Source organism: Paraburkholderia sp. 32, assembly GCF_050435345.1.
GTDB lineage: Bacteria > Pseudomonadota > Gammaproteobacteria > Burkholderiales > Burkholderiaceae > Paraburkholderia > Paraburkholderia tuberum.
The window spans coordinates 1,764,598-1,781,439 of sequence record NZ_JBNDKD010000001.1 but is presented as its reverse complement, the minus strand read 5'-3'; the positions used below and the strand labels follow the sequence as shown (position 1 = coordinate 1,781,439).

The following is a 16,842-nucleotide window of genomic DNA, read 5'->3' as shown; positions in this document are numbered from 1 at the left end:
CCAGGGGGTCGAGCCTGGCTCAGTTCATTCAAAGCAGTGTAGCTCGGAACGAGAAACCCTCATCGGTTCGGATTGATGCGACAGTGTCGCGGCTACAACACCTGCTGGCGTCGGATGACAGAATGCGAACCGGCATGAGATATTGAAGCTCTTTTCACACGAACAACAAACCGCCTTTTCGGGCGGTTTTGCCGTTTCTGGCGGGCCTTGCCGAAAGAAAGTCGCTTTGTGGCTGGCATTCTTACCGGCAACCGGGCAGATGGCTGAGCAATTTGATTGCGCCGCGCCTAAATTCGCGCTTTCGTCTGTGCACCCAACAGCGCGATAAACCGTTCCGCCGGCGGCGACAGCACGCCGCCCTTGCGCGTGACGATGCCGAACGTCTGCGATGGCGATTTGAGCCTGACCGGCACGACGCGCAGCATCTTGTGCCGCACGAACGGCCCAGCAATTGCACTCGGCAGCAGCGAAACGAGTTCGGCGCTGCTTTGCAGCAGTGCAACTGTCACGAATGTGGAAGCCGTCGAAATCGGATTGTCGGGCATGTCGAGGCCGGCGAGATCCATCTCGCGTTCGAGCAGCGCATGCAGCGGCATGTGTGACGGATACATGACCCAGCGATGCCCGGCGAGATCGCGCAACATCATCTCGCGGCGCGGCAACGGCGCATGCTGATAACCGACCACCACCGCCAACGGCTCGTCGCCGAGCGGCCGATACTGATACTTCGACGGATCGGCCGCGACCGCCGCTCGGCCGACCACCAGATCGAGCCGCCCGTCGTCGAGCTGCACGAGCATTCGTGCGCTGGTGTCCTCGACCACTTCGATCGACAGAGCCGGTTGCGCCGCATGCAATTGATTCAGCGCGGGCACCACGCAGTCGGGAATCGCGCCCATGATCGCGCCGACCGCGAGCCGCCCGCCGCGCCCCGAACGAATTTCGGCGACGTCCTGGCAGAGCGCGGTCAGGTCCGACGTCACGACGCGCGCATATCGGATCACGCAATGACCGAGCTGGTTCGGGATCATGCCGCTTTTCGAGCGCTCGAAAAGCGGCGCGTCGAGCATCGATTCGAGCTCCTGCAGCGCCTTGCTCGCCGCCGATTGCGTCATCGACATCACGCCGGCCGCTTTGTGCAGCGATTTGTGATCGTCGAGCGCGATCAGCAGATGCAGCTGCTTCATGCGCAGCTTCGACAGCAGGACGTTGAGCGTGTCTTTCATCGGTGGGGTGAGTCGCAAAAGCGATCACGATATGGAAACAATTCAATATACCCGCGAGGCCCAGCGCCGTATAGTCGCCGAAGGAGACATTCATCCAGTTGCGCCGCCCGTTCGCGGGCTCGAGCGCAATCCTTCCATCCCCGTACGGACCACATCGCCATGAGCCAAGCGTCACACTCTCCCGCCCTGCGCGGCGTCTTCCCCGTCGTGCCGACGATCTTCGACGACGCCGGGCGTCTCGACCTCGAAGGCCAGAAGCGCTGCCTCGATTTCATGATCGACGCCGGCTCGAACGGCCTGTGCATTCTCGCGAACTTCTCCGAGCAGTTCGCGCTGTCCGACGACGAGCGCAACACACTGATGCATCTCGCGCTCGAACACGTCGCGGGCCGCGTGCCGGTGATCGTCACGACCACGCACTTCAGCTCGCACCAGTGCGCGGAGCGCAGCCGCGCAGCGCAGGCCGCGGGCGCCGCGATGGTGATGGTCATGCCGCCGTATCACGGCGCGACGATCCGCATCGGCGAGCGCGGCATCTACGAGTTCTATCGTACGGTGTCCGATGCCATCCAGATTCCGATCATGATCCAGGACGCGCCGGTCAGCGGCACGCCGTTGTCCGCGCCGTTCCTCGCTCGCATGGCGCGCGAGATCGACAACGTGTCGTACTTCAAGATCGAAACGCCGCAGGCCGCGAACAAGCTGCGCGAGCTGATCGAACTGGGCGGCGACGCGATCGTCGGTCCGTGGGACGGCGAGGAAGCGATCACGCTGATGGCCGACCTCGATGCGGGCGCGACCGGCTCGATGACGGGCGGCGGTTATGCCGATGGCATCCGCCTGATCGTCGACGCCTATGCGGCCGGTGATACCGAGGCCGCCGCCGCGCACTATCAGCAGTGGCTGCCGCTGATCAACTACGAGAATCGCCAGGGCGGCCTCGCATCGTGCAAGGCGCTGATGAAAGAAGGCGGCGTGATCGGTTCGGACGCGGTGCGTCACCCGCTGCCGCAGATGCATCCGGCGACGCGCGAAGGACTGTTGAAGATCGCACGCCGGCTCGATCCGCTGGTGTTGCGCTGGGGTCGATAGCGCAGAACGAAGCGCGGCGGGGCGCCTGTCGGCGTGCGCGCTCACGCGGGCTGGACGGGCACACGCGATTGCCGCTAACCTATGGCCTCATGCAAAGTTTCTACGAAGCCACCGTCACCCGCTCCTGCGCCTACGCGCCGCTCAACGGCCGACGCAGCGCGCACGTCTGCATCGTCGGCGGCGGACTTGCGGGACTCTCCACCGCGCTGGGACTCGCCGAACGCGGCGTCGAAGACGTCGTCGTGCTCGAGGCGCAGCAGGTCGGCTTCGGCGCATCGGGACGCAACGGCGGCTTCGTGTTCGGCGGCTACAGCCTCGATTGCGCCGACCTGCTGAAGACGCTCGGGCCGACTCGCGCGCGCGAACTCTATGCGCTGACCACCGACGCGGTCGAGCTGATGCGCAAGCGAATTGCGCGCTATCGGATCGATTGCGACGCGACCGATGCCGGCGTGATCCTCGCGAACTGGTTCGACGAACCTGCGCGTCTCGAAGCGCAACGGCGTCTGATGCGCGATTCGTTCGGCGTCGACTGGGAACCGATCGCTGCCAGCCAACTCGCCGCGCAACTGAAAACGAGCCGCTATCACGGCGGCCTGTTCGAGCGCAACGCGTTCCATTTTCATCCGCTCAAGTACGTTGTCGGCGTCGCCGCGGCGGCGGCCGCGCAAGCGGGCGTGACGATACACGAGCGCTCGCCGGCCGTCAGCTTGCGGCGCGACGGCGCGGGCTTCGTCGTCGAGACCCCGCAAGGTGCGCTCGACGCGCGTCATGTCGTGATGGCGGGCGGCGGCTATGCACGCAACGTGTACGCGCGCGTCGAGCGCGCGGTGCTGCCTATCGCCACCTACGTGATGGCAACGGAGCCGCTCGGCGAACGCTTGCACGACGCAATCGCCACACGCGCCGCGATCTATGACACCCGCTTCGCGTTCGACTACTACCGCCCGTTGCCCGACACGCGCATCCTGTGGGGCGGCCGCATCTCCGTGCGCGACCGCGAGCCCGAGGCGATCGCGCGTCTGTTGCGACAGGACCTGCTGAAGGTCTATCCGCAGCTGCGCGACGTGCGCATCGAGCACGCATGGAGCGGCCTGATGAGCTACGCGCGACACAAGATGCCGCAGATCGGCCAAAGCACGGACGGCGTCTGGTACGCGGTCGGTTTCGGCGGACACGGCATGGCGCCGACCACGGTGTCGGGCGAACTGCTGGCCGCGGCTATCTCCGGTGAACGGCCGGTGCCCGACGCGTTCGCGACCTTCGGCCTCACGCGCACGTACGGCGCGCTCGGCCTCGCGGCCGCGCAGCTCACGTACACCGCAATGCAAACACGCGACGCACTCGCCGCGCGCCGCCGGCCCACGCGCCCGGTCGCGTAAGCGTCACGCAAGCTCCTTCGAGATGCCTTCGTCGATGCCCGGGACCCACGCCAGAGGCCCGTTTCGCCATGCTAGAATGCGCCGTCACTGCCGCTCGAAACCACAATGAAAAAGGGAAGCAAGGCCGCCGAGCCTGATACCAACGGCATCGTGTCTGGCACGCCGCACGCCGACGCGCGACGTACCGGCGCCAGGCGTACCGACGCCCCGCGTGTGGACGCCCCACGCAAATACGATCCCGAGCAGACTAAGCGCAACATCCTCGACGTCGCGACCCAGGAGTTCTCCGCGATGGGGCTGACAGGTGCCCGCGTCGACGCGATCGCGGAACGCACGAACACCACCAAGCGCATGCTGTACTACTACTTCGGCAGCAAGGAAGGGTTGTACCAGGCGGTGCTGGAAAAGGTGTATGGAGACATTCGCGCGCTCGAACAGGACCTGCACATCAGCGAACTCGATCCGGTCGAAGGCATGCGCGCGCTGGTCGAATTCACGTTCGACTACCACGACCGCCAGCGCGATTTCGTGCGCCTCGTGACGATCGAAAACATTCACGGCGCGAAGTACGTCGAGCAGGTCAAGACGTTCAAAGGACGCAACGTCACCGTGATTCACACGATCGAGGATCTGCTCGCGCGCGGCATCGCGGCGGGCCAGTTCCGCAGCGACATCGATCCGATCGATCTGCATCTGATGATCAGCTCGCTGTGTTTCCATCGCGTGGGCAACCGGCATACGTTCGGCACCGCGTTCGGGCGCGATCCGTCGCATCCGCGGCTGCGGGCGCGGCATCGGGCGATGATCGTCGATGCGATCTTGCGGTTCGTGAAGAAGGACGATTGACCCGGTTGCGCGGCGACCGGCTGAAATGGAAACGGGATGTGGTGAAAGCCACATCCCGTTTTTTATCGCTTCGAGAAACGCAGCGCGTTCAGCGGCTTACTGCCCCGGCAAACCGGTGACGGCAGTCGACGTGGTTGCCGCCGCACAGCGACGACAACCGGGGATTCGAAGGGAACTGCGACCGTCACATGAAGCGACGGCTCAGCGGGAAGACTCAATCCACCAGCACGATCCGCTTGATATCGCCGACGACGAAGATATACGACAGCGCGCCGATCAACGCGATGACACCGATAAAAACCAGCGCGCCCACGAACGAACCGGTCGCCGCGACGATCAGGCCCACCACGAGCGGCGTCACGATACCCGCCAGGTTCGCGGCGAAGTTGAAGATGCCGCCGGTCACGCCGAGCAAGCCCTCGGGCGCGATATCCGACACCAGCGTCCAGCCGAGCGCGGCCATGCCCTGCGCGAAGAACGCCACCGACAGAATCGCGATCACCACGACGTTGCTCTCGACATAGTTGGCGAGAATGATCGTCGACGCGAGCAGCAGACCCGCGATGATCGGCAGCTTGCGCGCGACGTTCGGCGATTTGCCACGGCGCAGCAGCCAGTCGGAGAACACGCCGCCGAACATCACGCCGATCGAAGCCGCGATGAACGGCATGATCGCGAAGAAGCCGATCTTCAGCCAGGCCATATGACGTTCGGTGGCGAGATACGTCGGGAACCACGTGAGGAAGAACACCAGCGTCGAATTGCCCGCGAACTGGCCGAGGCAGATGCCGGTCAACTGGCGATGCTTGAGCAGTTGGCCAATCGTGCCCCATTGGAAGCCGCTCTTCTTCGATGCCGCCGTATCGCCTGCACCCGCGGCTGCACCCGCGGCCGCACCCGCGACATCCTTGTTGCGTTGCGTGAGACCGCCGCCCGCCTCGATATAGTCGAGCTCTTCCTGATTCGCCGACGGATGATCGCGCGGCTCGCGATACAGCAGCCACCACACCACGCCGAACGCGATACCGACGCCGCCGACCACGAGGAACAGCGAGCGCCAGCCGAATGCGCCCATCAGCATGAACAGGAACGGGCTGAAAAACGCGAGGCCGATATATTCGCCGACCGTGTAGGTGCCGGTCGCCATCGCGCGCTCGCTTTGCGGAAACCACGTGGCGACCACGCGGCTATTGGTCGGAAAGCATGGCGCCTCCGAAACGCCAAGGCCGAGACGGAAGGCGAACAGCCCGCCGATGCTCCCCACGAGCCCTTGCGCGAGCGTGCAGAGCGACCAGAACGTCATCGACAGGAAGTATGTGAGCTTGCTGCCGAAGCGGTCGAGAAACAGGCCGCCCGGAATCTGCGAGGCCACGTAGCTCCACGAAAACACGGAGAACAGCAGGCCCATCAGCGCGGCGTTGATGCCGAGCTCCTTCGTCAGCTGCGGTGCCGCGATGCCGAGCACGGTGCGGTCGAGATAGTTGATCATCGTGCCGACCGCGAGCAGCGCGAGGATCTTGTAACGGGCTTTCGAACGGCGCGCGGGGCTCGCCGCCTTGTTCTGCGCGGGCGAGCCCGCGGAGCTGGATTGGAACGATTGCGTCATGGCGTGCTTGTCTCCTCGATCAGCTTGGGTGCCGGTCTCTACGCGGCCGGTTAGCGTTGCAACAACGATTGAAAGTGGGTGTAGACGCGCTCGGCGTCCGGCTCGAGGCCCGTGAAAATACGCATGGCGTCGACCGCCTGGTAGACCGCCATGCCGCCGCCACTCAGCGTGCGGCAGCCAAGCGCCTCGGCCGCCTGCAGCAGCGCGGTGCGAATCGGGAAATAGACGATGTCGGCGACCCACAGGTCGCGGTGCAGCAATTCGGCCGGCAGCGGCAGGCCCGGCATTTTAGCCATACCGGTCGGGGTAGCGTGAATCAGGCCTTGCGCCGCGCCGAGCGAATCTTCGAGCGACGTGCCCGCGCTGACCTTGGCTTTCGGGAAACGCGCCTGCAACTCGTCGGCGAGCGACTGCGCGCGGGCGGCATCGACGTCGAACAGCGTCAGCGACTGCGCGCCCATGTTCAGCGCCGCATGCGCGACCGCCGCGCCGGCGCCGCCGGCGCCAAGCTGCACGACGCGTTCCAGCGACACGTCCGGCAGGCCGCGCTGGAACGCACGCGCGAAGCCGGACCAGTCGGTGTTGTGACCGATGCGCTTGCCGTCCTTGAACAGCACGGTGTTGACCGCGCCGAGCGCGCGGGCGTCGTCGGACAGTTCGTCGAGCAGCGGAATCACCGCCTGCTTGCACGGATACGTGATGTTCAGGCCGTTGTAACCCATCCGTTCGGCCGCCGTCAGCAGCTCCGGCAGCGCGGCGGTGTCGAGCTTCTGCGCATCGAGATCGATGCGTCGATAGACATAGTGCAGTCCGAGCTTGCTGCCCTCTTCCTCGTGCATCGCGGGCGTGAGCGAACCGCTGATGCCCGAGCCGATCAGGCCGACCAGAAAGGAGTGGGGAGTGGCCCGCAAGCTCGCCTGCGCATTGGCCAACGCGGCGATCTGCGCATCGGTCCGGGAATTTCCCCGAGTGTTCGCTTGAGTGTTCGCTTGAGTGTTCATTTCGCCGCCCTATTCTTAAGAATCGTCGCCATCCGTTCCAGCGCGAGCACATAGCCCTGCGTGCCACAGCCAACGATGATCGCGTCCGCCACCGCCGACACGTACGAGTGATGCCGGAACGCTTCGCGCCGATGCACGTTCGAGATATGCACCTCGATGACGGGCTTTTCGATCGCGCTCAATGCGTCGGCGATCGCGACCGACGTATGGGTGTAAGCGGCCGGATTGATCACGATGCCGTCGACCTTGGTGCGCGCCGCGTGCAGCCAGTCGATCAACTGATGCTCGGCGTTCGACTGGCAGAAGTCGATCGCGAGGTCGAGGCGCTCGCCCGCCTCGCGGCACAGCTTCGCGACGTCGTCGAGCGTTTGCGCGCCATAGATGGCCGGCTCGCGCGTGCCGAGCAGATTGAGGTTCGGTCCGTTCAGGACCAGTACGGAGGCAAAGCTCATGACAACGACTCCCGCAAAATAAGGCGCGACTCGAACCGCGGCACCCGCGGCGGTTCTTCGACGCATGGCGAAGTGTGCGCGCATCGGCCGTCGTCGTCATTCGGGGTTTCTACGAATTTGTACCATCTAGTTAGTTTGTATAGACTGTCGAAACTCCCGGGTAGTGTGGGGTATTCTGGCCTGCGTCTTGCTTCAGTGCGTAACGAACTAGCTCGTTTTTGCGCATTGCAGCAAGCCCGGCAGGCCGCGCCTCCAGGCGCGCCGCCGCGGTTTTTCTCTGAGTTTCCCCCTCGTTTGTCCGTTTTTGCAGGAGCCGTTCATGCAACGTTCGATTGCCACCGTGTCGATTAGCGGCACTCTCGTCGAGAAGCTGAGCGCGATCCGCGCGGCGGGTTTCGAAGGTGTCGAAATCTTCGAGAACGACCTGCTGTATTTCGACGGCTCGCCCGCCGACGTGCGCCGCATCGCCGACGACCTCGGCCTGAAGATCATGCTGTTCCAGCCGTTTCGCGATTTCGACGGTGTCAGTCCCGAACGGCTCGAGCGTAATCTCGACCGCGCGAAGCGCAAGTTCGACGTAATGCACGAGCTAGGCACGGACCGCATCCTCGTGTGCAGCAACGTGTCGCCGGACACGATCTGCGACGACTCGCTGATGATCGACCAGTTGGGCGCGCTCGCCCGCGCGGCCGAAGCGGCTGGCGTGCTCGCCGGTTACGAAGCGCTCGCCTGGGGCAGGCACGTAAAGACCTATCGCCACGCGTGGAAGCTTGTCGACGCCGTGAATCATCCGAATCTCGGGCTCGTGCTCGACAGCTTTCATACGCTGTCGCTGAACGACACGCCCGACGCGATCGCCGACATTCCTGGCGAGCGCATCGCGTTCGTGCAGATCGCGGACGCGCCGAAGCTTGCGATGGACGTGCTCGAATGGAGCCGCCACTACCGCTGCTTCCCCGGCCAGGGCGACTTCGATCTCGCGAACTTCACCGCGCAGGTCGTCAAAGCTGGCTACAAGGGCCCGCTTTCGCTGGAAATCTTCAACGACGGCTTTCGCGCCGCCCCCACCACGATCACGGCCGCCGATGGCCATCGCTCGTTGTTGTTCCTCGAAGAGCAAACTCGCGCGTTGCTCGAAGAGCAACAGCAGCCGCGCAAAACGACAGGCGGCCTGTACCGCTCGCCCGCCGCGCCCGCGCACGTCGGCTATCAGTTCCTCGAATTCGCGGTCGATCACACCACGCGCACGCAGCTAGCCGACTGGCTCGGCAAGCTGCGCTTTCGCCAGGCCGGCCAGCATCGCTCGAAGGACGTCACGCTGTATCAGCACGGCGCGGCCTCGATCGTGCTGAACGCCGAGCCCGATTCGTTCGCGAACGCGTTTTTTCAGCAGCATGGGTTGTCGCTGTGCGCATCGGCGTTTCGTGTCGATGACGCGAGCCACGCATTCGAGCGCGCGGCCGGCTTTGGCTACGCGCCGTTCTCCGGCCAGATCGGGCCGAACGAGCGCGTGCTGCCGGCCGTGCAGGCGCCGGATGGCAGTCTCAACTATTTCGTCGACGAAACGCCCGATCAGCCCACGCTGTTCGAGGCCGATTTCGTGCTGACCGACGTCAACGGCCCGACCGAGGTGGGACCGCTCGAGCGCATCGATCACGTGTGTCTGTCGGTGCCGGCGAGTGCGCTCGATACGTGGGTGCTGTTTCTGCGCACCGCGTTCGGCTTCCTGGCCGAGCCGGGGGTGCTCGTTCCCGATCCGTACGGCCTCGTGCGCAGCCGCGCGCTGCGCAGCCCCGACGGCTCGGTGCGGATCGCGCTGAATGCATCGGTGGATCGCCATACGGCGGTGGCCGAGGCGCTGCACACGTATCACGGCTCCGGACTGAACCACGTCGCGTTCAGTACCGGCGACATCTTCAGCGCTCTCCCCGAGTTCGTCGCCGACGGCGTGCCGATCCTGCGCATTCCGCGCAATTACTACGACGACCTCGCGGCCCGCTACGCGCTGTCCGACACGCTGCTCGAAGCGATGCGCGCGAACAATATCCTGTACGACCGCGACGAACGCGGCGGCGAGTTTTTCCACGCTTATACGGAGCAACTCGACCAGCGCTTCTTCCTCGAGATCGTCGAGCGGCGCGGCGGCTATGACGGCTACGGCGCGGCCAATGCGGCGGTGCGGCTCGCGGCGCAGGCGCAGCGGCGCAAGTAACGGGCGGACACCGGAGGCACGACGGCGGCTTCGTCATTGGAAGTCGCCGCGTCGATACGGATTTCGTCTTTTCAGGCACGCGAGCTGCGTCCCCGATCGGGCAGGCTCGCCGTCTCGATATAATGGCGCCTGCTCAGCCGAATCGCCGAATCAACGCCAGGAGAGATATGAAGAAGTTCGCTGCAGTCCTGTCCCTTTCGCTACTGCTCAGCGCTTGCGCGTATTTCCAGAAAGACCCGGATTCCGGCGAACCCGTCACGGACACGACGACACAGCGTTCCGTCGACGACGTGGTCGCCTGTCTGACGCAGATGGCCAATCATCACAACGCCGCGTTCAAGTCGACCGGGATCCCGCAGGGTCAGATGCTCGACTTCGGCGACTCGAACGTCGTCAAGGTACGCAGCGACAACGGCGCGACAACTTACCGTTTCTATGCGGGCAAGCGTCATGTAAGCAACCTGTGGATCGAATCGGCAAGCAAAACCTGCGCGCCATAAGGCTTTGTGGCGCATAAAGGCGACGTTGCAGGCGCCGGAATCTGATCCATTGCAACGTTCATGTCACGGTGTTACAGGACAATGGAGTCTTAAGAATCGTTTAAGACTTCGTCCGCAAGATCCCCGGACATGTCCCCGCACGAGGTGCGCTCCATGAATCAGCCCGAAATCAACACCAACGAAACACCGGCGAAACGGCCTACTATCCTGCGCCGTCTGTTGAGCCATCACGAGCTCGCGACGCTGCTGCTGCTGCTGCACGCGCCGATCGATGCATCCGCAAAACCCGAAATTCCGCAGCTTTACGAAGCAGGTCTCGTCGAGACCGTTTCGAACGATGCGGGCACGCCGCATATCCGTCTGACGTCCGAGGGTAATGCGGTGTTGCGAGGGCTTGGGGTGAAGTAAGCAGATCGGCTCGCGACCCGGTCATCCGAGGCCGCGTCAGCGCGTTGCGTTGACGCGGCTTTTTTCTATTCAGGCACAGCCATTGAGCGTGGCCTACGTTTTTGGCGATAGATCAGACCGCCGCGCTTCTGCATCAGTTTCGTAGACATGCGAGGCATCTTTAAGAACGCTCCGATTGTCTGGCACCGACGTACACGCAATAGTCATTGCTCCGCCACCTCAGGGAATTCTGGAGCAAAAACCAATGACTGTAAGCTGTACCTTCGAGCTCAATCGGAAAGAAACTTCACGATTCGTCTGTTCAGGCTTTGGCGCGGTCGAGGCCTATTCAGGTCAGAGAGCCGGCAGGGACAATCCCGACAATGTCGCGGATGTGGATGTCGGCCCGATACCTCCCGGCACGTACTACCTGATTGACCGCCAATCCGGCGGACGCATCGGGGGACTAAGGGACTTTATCGGTGAACACTTCGGAAGTAGTGATCGGCACAAATGGTTCACGCTGTGGAATCCTCACGGCGGCGACGTGACGATGATTCAAGGCATCCGGCGGGGTCAATTCCGCCTTCATCCCGAAGGGTCGAGGCATCTAAGCCAAGGTTGCATTACCGTAAAAGATCTGGCTGGCTTTGAGCGGCTGCAGCGCTATATCCGTCGGACTTCGCCAACGCTGCCAATACCAGGAACTAACATGCGAGCTTACGGGCGAGTAGAAGTGCGATGAGAGACGCCCGATTGCTTCGATGGTGCATCAGTGCACTTGGGATATGGGTCGCATTAGGCACTGCACTCGCATGGGGCACGCAACAACTATCGTTCCAGATACCGTTATGGTTCGCTGGTTCCGTTCGATGGCTACTGCGTTGCCTATATCCCAATTGGGAGCCCGACGCCTACGATGTCGAAGCTTGGGGCAACTTTGTGCTGATCGTTTCGGGATATATCGTCGCCATCGCATTGGTAGTGCCGGCAAGCGTCATCGCATGGCGGCGAGCACATTGAGCACGCTCGTCACAATGGAATTCGGCCGCGTCAAGCCTTTCAAGCCTGCCATACCCCATACCCCGCCTCGCGCAGCCCGATCGCCAATTCCACTTCCATATCCTGCGCGCCGCGATAAGGCATCGGGTTGAACACGTCGTACAGTTCGGGCATCAGACGCAGGCCGTAGTCGCGCACAAAGCGATTCGCCTGAATGCCCGCCTTGTGCCGATCGAAGCGCAAGTCCGGGTCGAGCCCCGTCATGCCGACGTACACGCACGGCTTGTCGAAACGGTAACCAGGATTCGCGCGACGAAAGCGCGCCTCGTTCCACACCTTGTCGTCGAGCGCGACGACGTACACGTAGTAGTGATGCACGCGACCCGCCATGACACGTGCGACGCCGTTCAGCCGCGCAGCGTACCGTGCAGCAACATCCGGTATTCGGTCGGTGTGACGCCGACGGTCGCCTTGAATTGCCGTGTGAACGCGCTGTGATCGGTGTAGCCGCAACGCGCGGCGACGTCGGTGACCTTGTCGTGCGACACCAGCAGCGCGGTCGCCGCGTCGAGTCGCGTTTTCAGGAGCACCTGGCGCGGCGTCAGATGAAACACCTTGTGAAAGTAGCGCTCCAGCTGCGCGACCGACATGTCCGCCATCGCCGCAAGCTGCTTCAGGTTCAGCGGCTGCACGTAATTCTGCTGGATCGACTGCACGACGGCGGCAAGCCGGCTGTAGGCCGGATGGCTGCTTTCGTCGGCTTTCAGATCGCGGGAGATGCCGGCGAGGCCGACCACCTTGCCCGTCGCATCGCGCAACGGTTGTTTGCAGGTCAGGCACCAGCCCGGTTGACGGCCCGGATACAGATGCAGTTCGAGCTGATCGAGCATCTGGTTGCCGACGCCGATGATCGCCTTGTCCTGCGCGGTATAGATGCGCCCGAAGCGGCGCGGAAACACGTCTTCCGCGGTCTTGCCGAGCAGCGCGGCCTTTTCCTTGAAGCCGCAACGCGAAGCGAGCGTGCGGTTGACGAGCGCATACCGCGCGTCGGCGTCCTTGACGAAGAACACGACGTCCGGCATTGCATCGAATACCGGCTCGAGCAACCTGAAATGCGACAGCATGCCGGACAGCGTCGTATCGTCAGTTTCGAGCGGATGCGCCAGCGTGTTCATCGTGCGGTTCCGTGGGTGCGTGCCTGGTTGATTGCGTTAGGTTGCGTTCGCGGATCGCTGCGCCGGTGCGGCCGGGCAGCCTGCTCGTGCGGTTGATTGCGGTCGATTATAGAGCCGCGCGTCGCCCGCCAATATCTACCGAGGGTAAGCGCGGAGCCGTCATGGCGCCGCAGTCGGCGGTTCGGCGGCGCTCATCAGCGTGCCGATTTGCGCCGGACTGAACGGCGGACGCGCCGCGGCGGTCGGCCAGCCGAAGTACAGGCTCGCGGCCGCGCCGCAGATGCGCCCCTGGCAAGGGCCCATACCGCAGCGCGTCTGCAGTTTCGCGTCACGCCAGTCGGCGCAGCGGCGCACCTCGCCGACGCTCACGTCCTCGCAACGGCACAACAGCGTCGCGTCGGCGGGCGGCGTGCGCGCGGCCTCGCCCAATGCGAACGACGCCGCGACGCGCGCGCCAAAGCCCCGCCAGCGCGCGCGTTGCGCGACCAGCGCCGCCAGCGCGGCGCGTTGCGTGCTCGCCGCGCCGCTCGCCACGAGACCGGCGATCTCGCCTTCCGCGCCAGCGAGCTCAGCGCCGCCAACGCCCGTGCACTCGCCCGCCGCATAAACGCGTTCGAGCGAGGTGCGCTGTCCGTCGTCGATGACGATTTCGCCCGCGTCGTTGATCGCGCAGCCGAGCGCCTGGGCAAGCGTGACGTTCGGCAGCAGTCCGAAGCCGCACGCGACGCGGTCGCAATCGAGCGTCACCTCGCGTTCACCGCGCCGGATCGTCACCTGTTGCACGCGCTGCGCGCCACGGGCTTCGCTCACGATGCTGCCGGTCCAGTAGCGCAGTCCCGCGAAGCCGCGCGTGAGGCTGATCGCCTGACGCAGCTTCGCGGGCTCGCGCAGCAGCGATACGCCGAAACGCGCGACCTCGGCCGCCGATGCCTGCTCGACCACCGCGATCACGCGCGCGCCGGCCTCTCGCGCGGTGGCGAGCGCGGCCATCAGCAGCGGGCCGCTGCCGGCGATCACGATCCGTTCGTCGCGCACCGGCATGCCGCCTTTGATCAGCGCCTGCAACGCGCCCGCGCCGGTCACGCCGGGCAAGGTCCAGCCGGGAAACGGCAGAAGACGCTCGCGCGCGCCGGTCGCAAGAATCAGTCTGTCATAGGTGATCGACACGCCGCCGTGTTCGGCGGATTCGAGCAGCAAGCCTTGCACGCCGAGCGGCGCGATCACGCGCGTCGATGGCCAGTAAGTGAAGTTTTGCTGCGATTGCAACGCCGCGAGCAACGCATGCAACGCTGCTTGCGGCGGATAGGCGGGCCCCTGGCGCCAGACCTGGCCGCCGGCGCGCGGATTGTCATCGATCTGCGCGACAGTCGCGCCCGACTGCGCCGCCGCCCGCGCGGCATTGAGCCCGGCCGGACCACCGCCGATCACCACGATGTCGAAGTGCTGCGTCATGCGTGTACTGTCCCGTTTCGTGTCTGCACGTGCTGGCCGTCGCGGCATAGCGTCTGGCACGCGAGCGCGTGCGCGCGACCGTCGATCGTGACGCGGCACTCCTGGCACACGCCCATCCCGCACAAGGCTTCGCGCGGCTCGCCCTTGACCGACAGCCGCGAGCCGCGCACACCCGCGATCGCGAGCGCCGCGGCTATGGTCGTGCCGGGCATCACTTCGATGCTGCGGCCGTCGACGGTCAAACGGATACGGGCCGCGTCAGTGTCGGTCATGGGCCACCTGCTCTGCAAAACGCATCGGTAGATAAGGTTCGCACGGAATCGGCGCGGCATGGCCCGCGATCTGCGCCGCGAGTAGTTTCGCGCTCGCGAGCGAGGTCGTCACGCCAAGCCCTTCGTGGCCGACCGCGAGCCATAGGCGGGATGCGGAGCCAGCGCCGACGTCGGGCGCGAACTCGCCGGCCGGTCCGATCAGCGGCAGGCCGTCCGGCGACGCCGCGCGAAACCCCGTCCACGCGCGGATGCCGCTGAGCGCCGGCAACCCCGGCAGATACTGCGCGGCGCGTTGCAGCATCTGGGCGAGCACCGGCATCTCGACGGCCGGATCGGTTGTTTCGAACTGGCGCGACGAGCCGATCAGCAGTTGCCCAGTCGGACGCGGCTGTGCGTTGAACGCGACCGACGTGCCGCTCGCGTGATGCGCGCTCTTGATATAGCCAAGTTCGAGCAGTTGATGACGGATCAGCCCCGGGTAGCGGTCGGTGATCAGCAGATGGCCTTTCTTCGGCTGCAACGGCAGCCACGGCAACAATTGCGCCGCCCCGAGGCCGTTCGCGACGACCACGTGCGCCGCGCTGGTGCGCTCGCCGCACGCCAGGGTCACGCCAGCCGCACCGACCGACGCGACCGGCGCTCCAGGTCGCACGCTGATATTCGCCGCATGCGGCGACTGCGTGAGCAGCCATTCGGCGGCGGTCGGCGCATACACGATGCTGTCGTGCTCGATGCGCAAGCCGCCCGCCATCGATGGTGCGAGCGCCGGTTCGCAGGCGCGCAGTTCGGCCGAGTCCAGCAATTGCGCGGCGACGCCTTGGCTCTCAAACGCCGCCTGCATGGCGCGGGCGGCTTGCCGTTCTTCGTCGTCGGCTGCGACCCACAGCGTGCCGCAGCGCGCGAACGCGTCGCGTGCGCGCAGCTGCGGCGCGAGCTCGAGCCATAGCTCGCGCGAATAGCGGCTCAGCGCGAATTCGGCAGGCGAGTCGTTCATCACGACGATATGGCCCATGCCGGCCGCCGTCGCGCCGCCGCCGATGCGCTGCGCATCGAGCACGTCGACGCGCATGCCGAGCGCGGCCAGTTCCGCCGCGCACGCGGCACCGACGATACCGGCTCCGATAATCAGCACGTCCGGGCTCATGCGGTCCGGATACCCCACGCGAACGGATCGCGCTCGTCGAAACACAGACGCCCTTCGGCCATGATGTGCGCGTGACCGGTGATGGTCGGAATCACGTGGACGCCGTCGCCCGCCGTGCGATAGCTCGCCTCGAACACGCTGCCGATGATGCTCTCCTGGCGCCACACCGCGCCTTCGGCGAGCTTGCCGTCGGCCGCGAGACACGCGACTTTCGCGCTCGTGCCGGTGCCACACGGCGAGCGGTCGTACGCATTGCCGGGACACAGCACGAAGCTGCGGCTGTCGAGGCCCTCGCGCGAACCCGGTCCGAACAGCTCGATATGGTCGATCAGCGCGCCGTTCGCGCCGGTGATGTTCTGTGCGATCAGCGCGTCGCGAATCGCCGAGCTGAAAGCCGTCAGGCTCGCGATGTTCGCGGCTTCGAGCTCGTGCCCATGCTCGGCGACGAGGAAAAACCAGTTGCCGCCCCAGCCGATGTCGCCGGTCAGTGCGCCATAGCCTGGCACGTCGACCTGCACCGCCTCGCGGTGGCGATACGCGGGCACGTTGCGCACCGCGACGCCGCCGTCTTCGTTCAGCGTCGCCTCGACCATGCCGACCGGCGTTTCGATGCGGTGTCGTCCCGGCCCGATCCGCCCCATGTGCGCGAGCGACACGACGAGCCCGATGGTGCCGTGCCCGCACATGCCGAGATAGCCGACGTTGTTGAAGAAGATCACGCCGGCCGCGCAAGTCGGATCGTCGGGCTCGCAGAGCAACGCGCCGACCACCACGTCCGAGCCCCGCGGTTCGGTGACGATGCCGGCGCGCCAGTCGTCGAAGCGGGTGCGGAACACCTCGAGCCGTTGCGCGAGCGTGCCGCCGCCCAGATCCGGGCCACCCGACACCACGAGGCGGGTGGGCTCACCGCCGGTGTGCGAGTCGATGATGTTGAGGGTTTTCATGTCGCCCATGGTAGGAATCGCGGGCCGGTGGGTCTTGGTGCGCGTGCGCGCGGATTGAGACGATTTCGGCATAGCGGCGCGATGCGTGAGACGCCGCGCGCGCGGGGCGCGAAACGTCCCGCTATTCGGTATCGGCGTCGACGACCATC

The 16,842-nt window shown here is 65.1% G+C and carries 17 protein-coding genes; 7 read left to right on the top strand and 10 right to left on the bottom strand.

Going from position 1 to position 16,842, the window contains the following annotated elements:
* Window positions 1–287: 287 nt before the first annotated feature.
* The gene (locus OKW26_RS08410) at window positions 288–1,226 is read right to left on the bottom strand and encodes a LysR family transcriptional regulator (protein WP_429353272.1); all 939 of its coding nucleotides are present in this window, start codon (window positions 1,224–1,226) and stop codon (window positions 288–290) included.
* A 159-nt stretch (window positions 1,227–1,385) separates the two neighbouring features.
* Between OKW26_RS08410 and OKW26_RS08405 the strand changes: the two genes are divergently transcribed.
* The 3 genes from OKW26_RS08405 to OKW26_RS08395 all read left to right on the top strand — a co-directional run bounded on the left by OKW26_RS08405 (window position 1,386) and on the right by OKW26_RS08395 (window position 4,546).
* Window positions 1,386–2,318 carry a dihydrodipicolinate synthase family protein gene (locus OKW26_RS08405; RefSeq protein ID WP_429353271.1) on the top strand — a complete coding sequence of 311 codons (933 nt, stop codon included), beginning with the start codon at window positions 1,386–1,388 and terminating at the stop codon, window positions 2,316–2,318.
* Window positions 2,319–2,407: 89 nt separating this feature from the next.
* Entirely contained in the window at window positions 2,408–3,700 is a 1,293-nt protein-coding gene (locus OKW26_RS08400; protein ID WP_429353270.1) for an NAD(P)/FAD-dependent oxidoreductase, read from the top strand.
* A 105-nt stretch (window positions 3,701–3,805) separates the two neighbouring features.
* Window positions 3,806–4,546 (top strand): TetR/AcrR family transcriptional regulator, encoded by a 741-nt coding sequence (locus OKW26_RS08395; RefSeq protein WP_090806910.1) that lies wholly within the window; start codon window positions 3,806–3,808, stop codon window positions 4,544–4,546.
* 214 nt (window positions 4,547–4,760) lie between these two features.
* Here the strand turns inward: OKW26_RS08395 and OKW26_RS08390 are convergent, their stop codons facing one another.
* From OKW26_RS08390 to aroQ, 3 genes are read right to left on the bottom strand one after another with little or no spacing between them, the layout of a single operon-like run.
* The gene (locus OKW26_RS08390; RefSeq protein WP_429353269.1) at window positions 4,761–6,152 is read right to left on the bottom strand and encodes an MFS transporter; all 1,392 of its coding nucleotides are present in this window, start codon (window positions 6,150–6,152) and stop codon (window positions 4,761–4,763) included.
* Window positions 6,153–6,202: 50 nt separating this feature from the next.
* A complete protein-coding gene (locus OKW26_RS08385) occupies window positions 6,203–7,153 on the bottom strand; it encodes a shikimate dehydrogenase (protein WP_429353268.1) in 951 nt (316 codons plus the stop codon).
* Window positions 7,150–7,605, bottom strand: coding sequence for a type II 3-dehydroquinate dehydratase (aroQ, locus tag OKW26_RS08380; RefSeq protein WP_429353267.1), 456 nt, complete (start codon window positions 7,603–7,605; stop codon window positions 7,150–7,152). The genes OKW26_RS08385 and aroQ overlap by 4 nt, the downstream gene beginning before the upstream one ends.
* Window positions 7,606–7,924: 319 nt before the next feature.
* Here aroQ and OKW26_RS08375 point away from each other — a divergent pair, with 319 nt between their 5' ends.
* The 4 genes from OKW26_RS08375 (at window position 7,925) to OKW26_RS08360 (ending at window position 11,449) form a co-directional block, all read left to right on the top strand.
* On the top strand, window positions 7,925–9,817 hold the full coding sequence (locus tag OKW26_RS08375) for a bifunctional sugar phosphate isomerase/epimerase/4-hydroxyphenylpyruvate dioxygenase family protein (RefSeq protein WP_090806918.1): 1,893 nt from the start codon (window positions 7,925–7,927) through the stop codon (window positions 9,815–9,817).
* A gap of 167 nt (window positions 9,818–9,984) precedes the next feature.
* A complete protein-coding gene (locus OKW26_RS08370; RefSeq protein WP_090806920.1) occupies window positions 9,985–10,317 on the top strand; it encodes a hypothetical protein in 333 nt (110 codons plus the stop codon).
* A 153-nt stretch (window positions 10,318–10,470) separates the two neighbouring features.
* A complete protein-coding gene (locus OKW26_RS08365; protein ID WP_090810191.1) occupies window positions 10,471–10,725 on the top strand; it encodes a hypothetical protein in 255 nt (84 codons plus the stop codon).
* A 244-nt stretch (window positions 10,726–10,969) separates the two neighbouring features.
* A complete protein-coding gene (locus OKW26_RS08360) occupies window positions 10,970–11,449 on the top strand; it encodes a DUF2778 domain-containing protein (RefSeq protein ID WP_429353266.1) in 480 nt (159 codons plus the stop codon).
* Window positions 11,450–11,766: 317 nt separating this feature from the next.
* On the opposite strand, the gene OKW26_RS08355 is transcribed toward OKW26_RS08360, so the two are convergent.
* From OKW26_RS08355 to OKW26_RS08330, 6 genes are all read right to left on the bottom strand, one after another.
* Entirely contained in the window at window positions 11,767–12,096 is a 330-nt protein-coding gene (locus tag OKW26_RS08355) for a hypothetical protein (protein WP_429353265.1), read from the bottom strand.
* Window positions 12,097–12,113: 17 nt separating this feature from the next.
* Entirely contained in the window at window positions 12,114–12,881 is a 768-nt protein-coding gene (locus OKW26_RS08350) for an AraC family transcriptional regulator (RefSeq protein ID WP_090806925.1), read from the bottom strand.
* A gap of 159 nt (window positions 12,882–13,040) precedes the next feature.
* Complete coding sequence (locus OKW26_RS08345) at window positions 13,041–14,333, bottom strand: FAD-dependent oxidoreductase (RefSeq protein ID WP_429353264.1); 1,293 nt, start codon at window positions 14,331–14,333, stop codon at window positions 13,041–13,043.
* A complete protein-coding gene (locus OKW26_RS08340) occupies window positions 14,330–14,605 on the bottom strand; it encodes a 2Fe-2S iron-sulfur cluster-binding protein (RefSeq protein ID WP_429353263.1) in 276 nt (91 codons plus the stop codon). The genes OKW26_RS08345 and OKW26_RS08340 overlap by 4 nt, the downstream gene beginning before the upstream one ends.
* Window positions 14,592–15,749, bottom strand: a complete 1,158-nt coding sequence (locus OKW26_RS08335; RefSeq protein WP_429353262.1) for an NAD(P)/FAD-dependent oxidoreductase — start codon at window positions 15,747–15,749, stop codon at window positions 14,592–14,594. The genes OKW26_RS08340 and OKW26_RS08335 overlap by 14 nt, the downstream gene beginning before the upstream one ends.
* Window positions 15,746–16,702, bottom strand: coding sequence for a 4-hydroxyproline epimerase (locus tag OKW26_RS08330; protein WP_429353261.1), 957 nt, complete (start codon window positions 16,700–16,702; stop codon window positions 15,746–15,748). Before OKW26_RS08330 ends, OKW26_RS08335 begins: the two co-directional genes overlap by 4 nt.
* Between the last annotated feature and the right edge of the window lie 140 nt (window positions 16,703–16,842).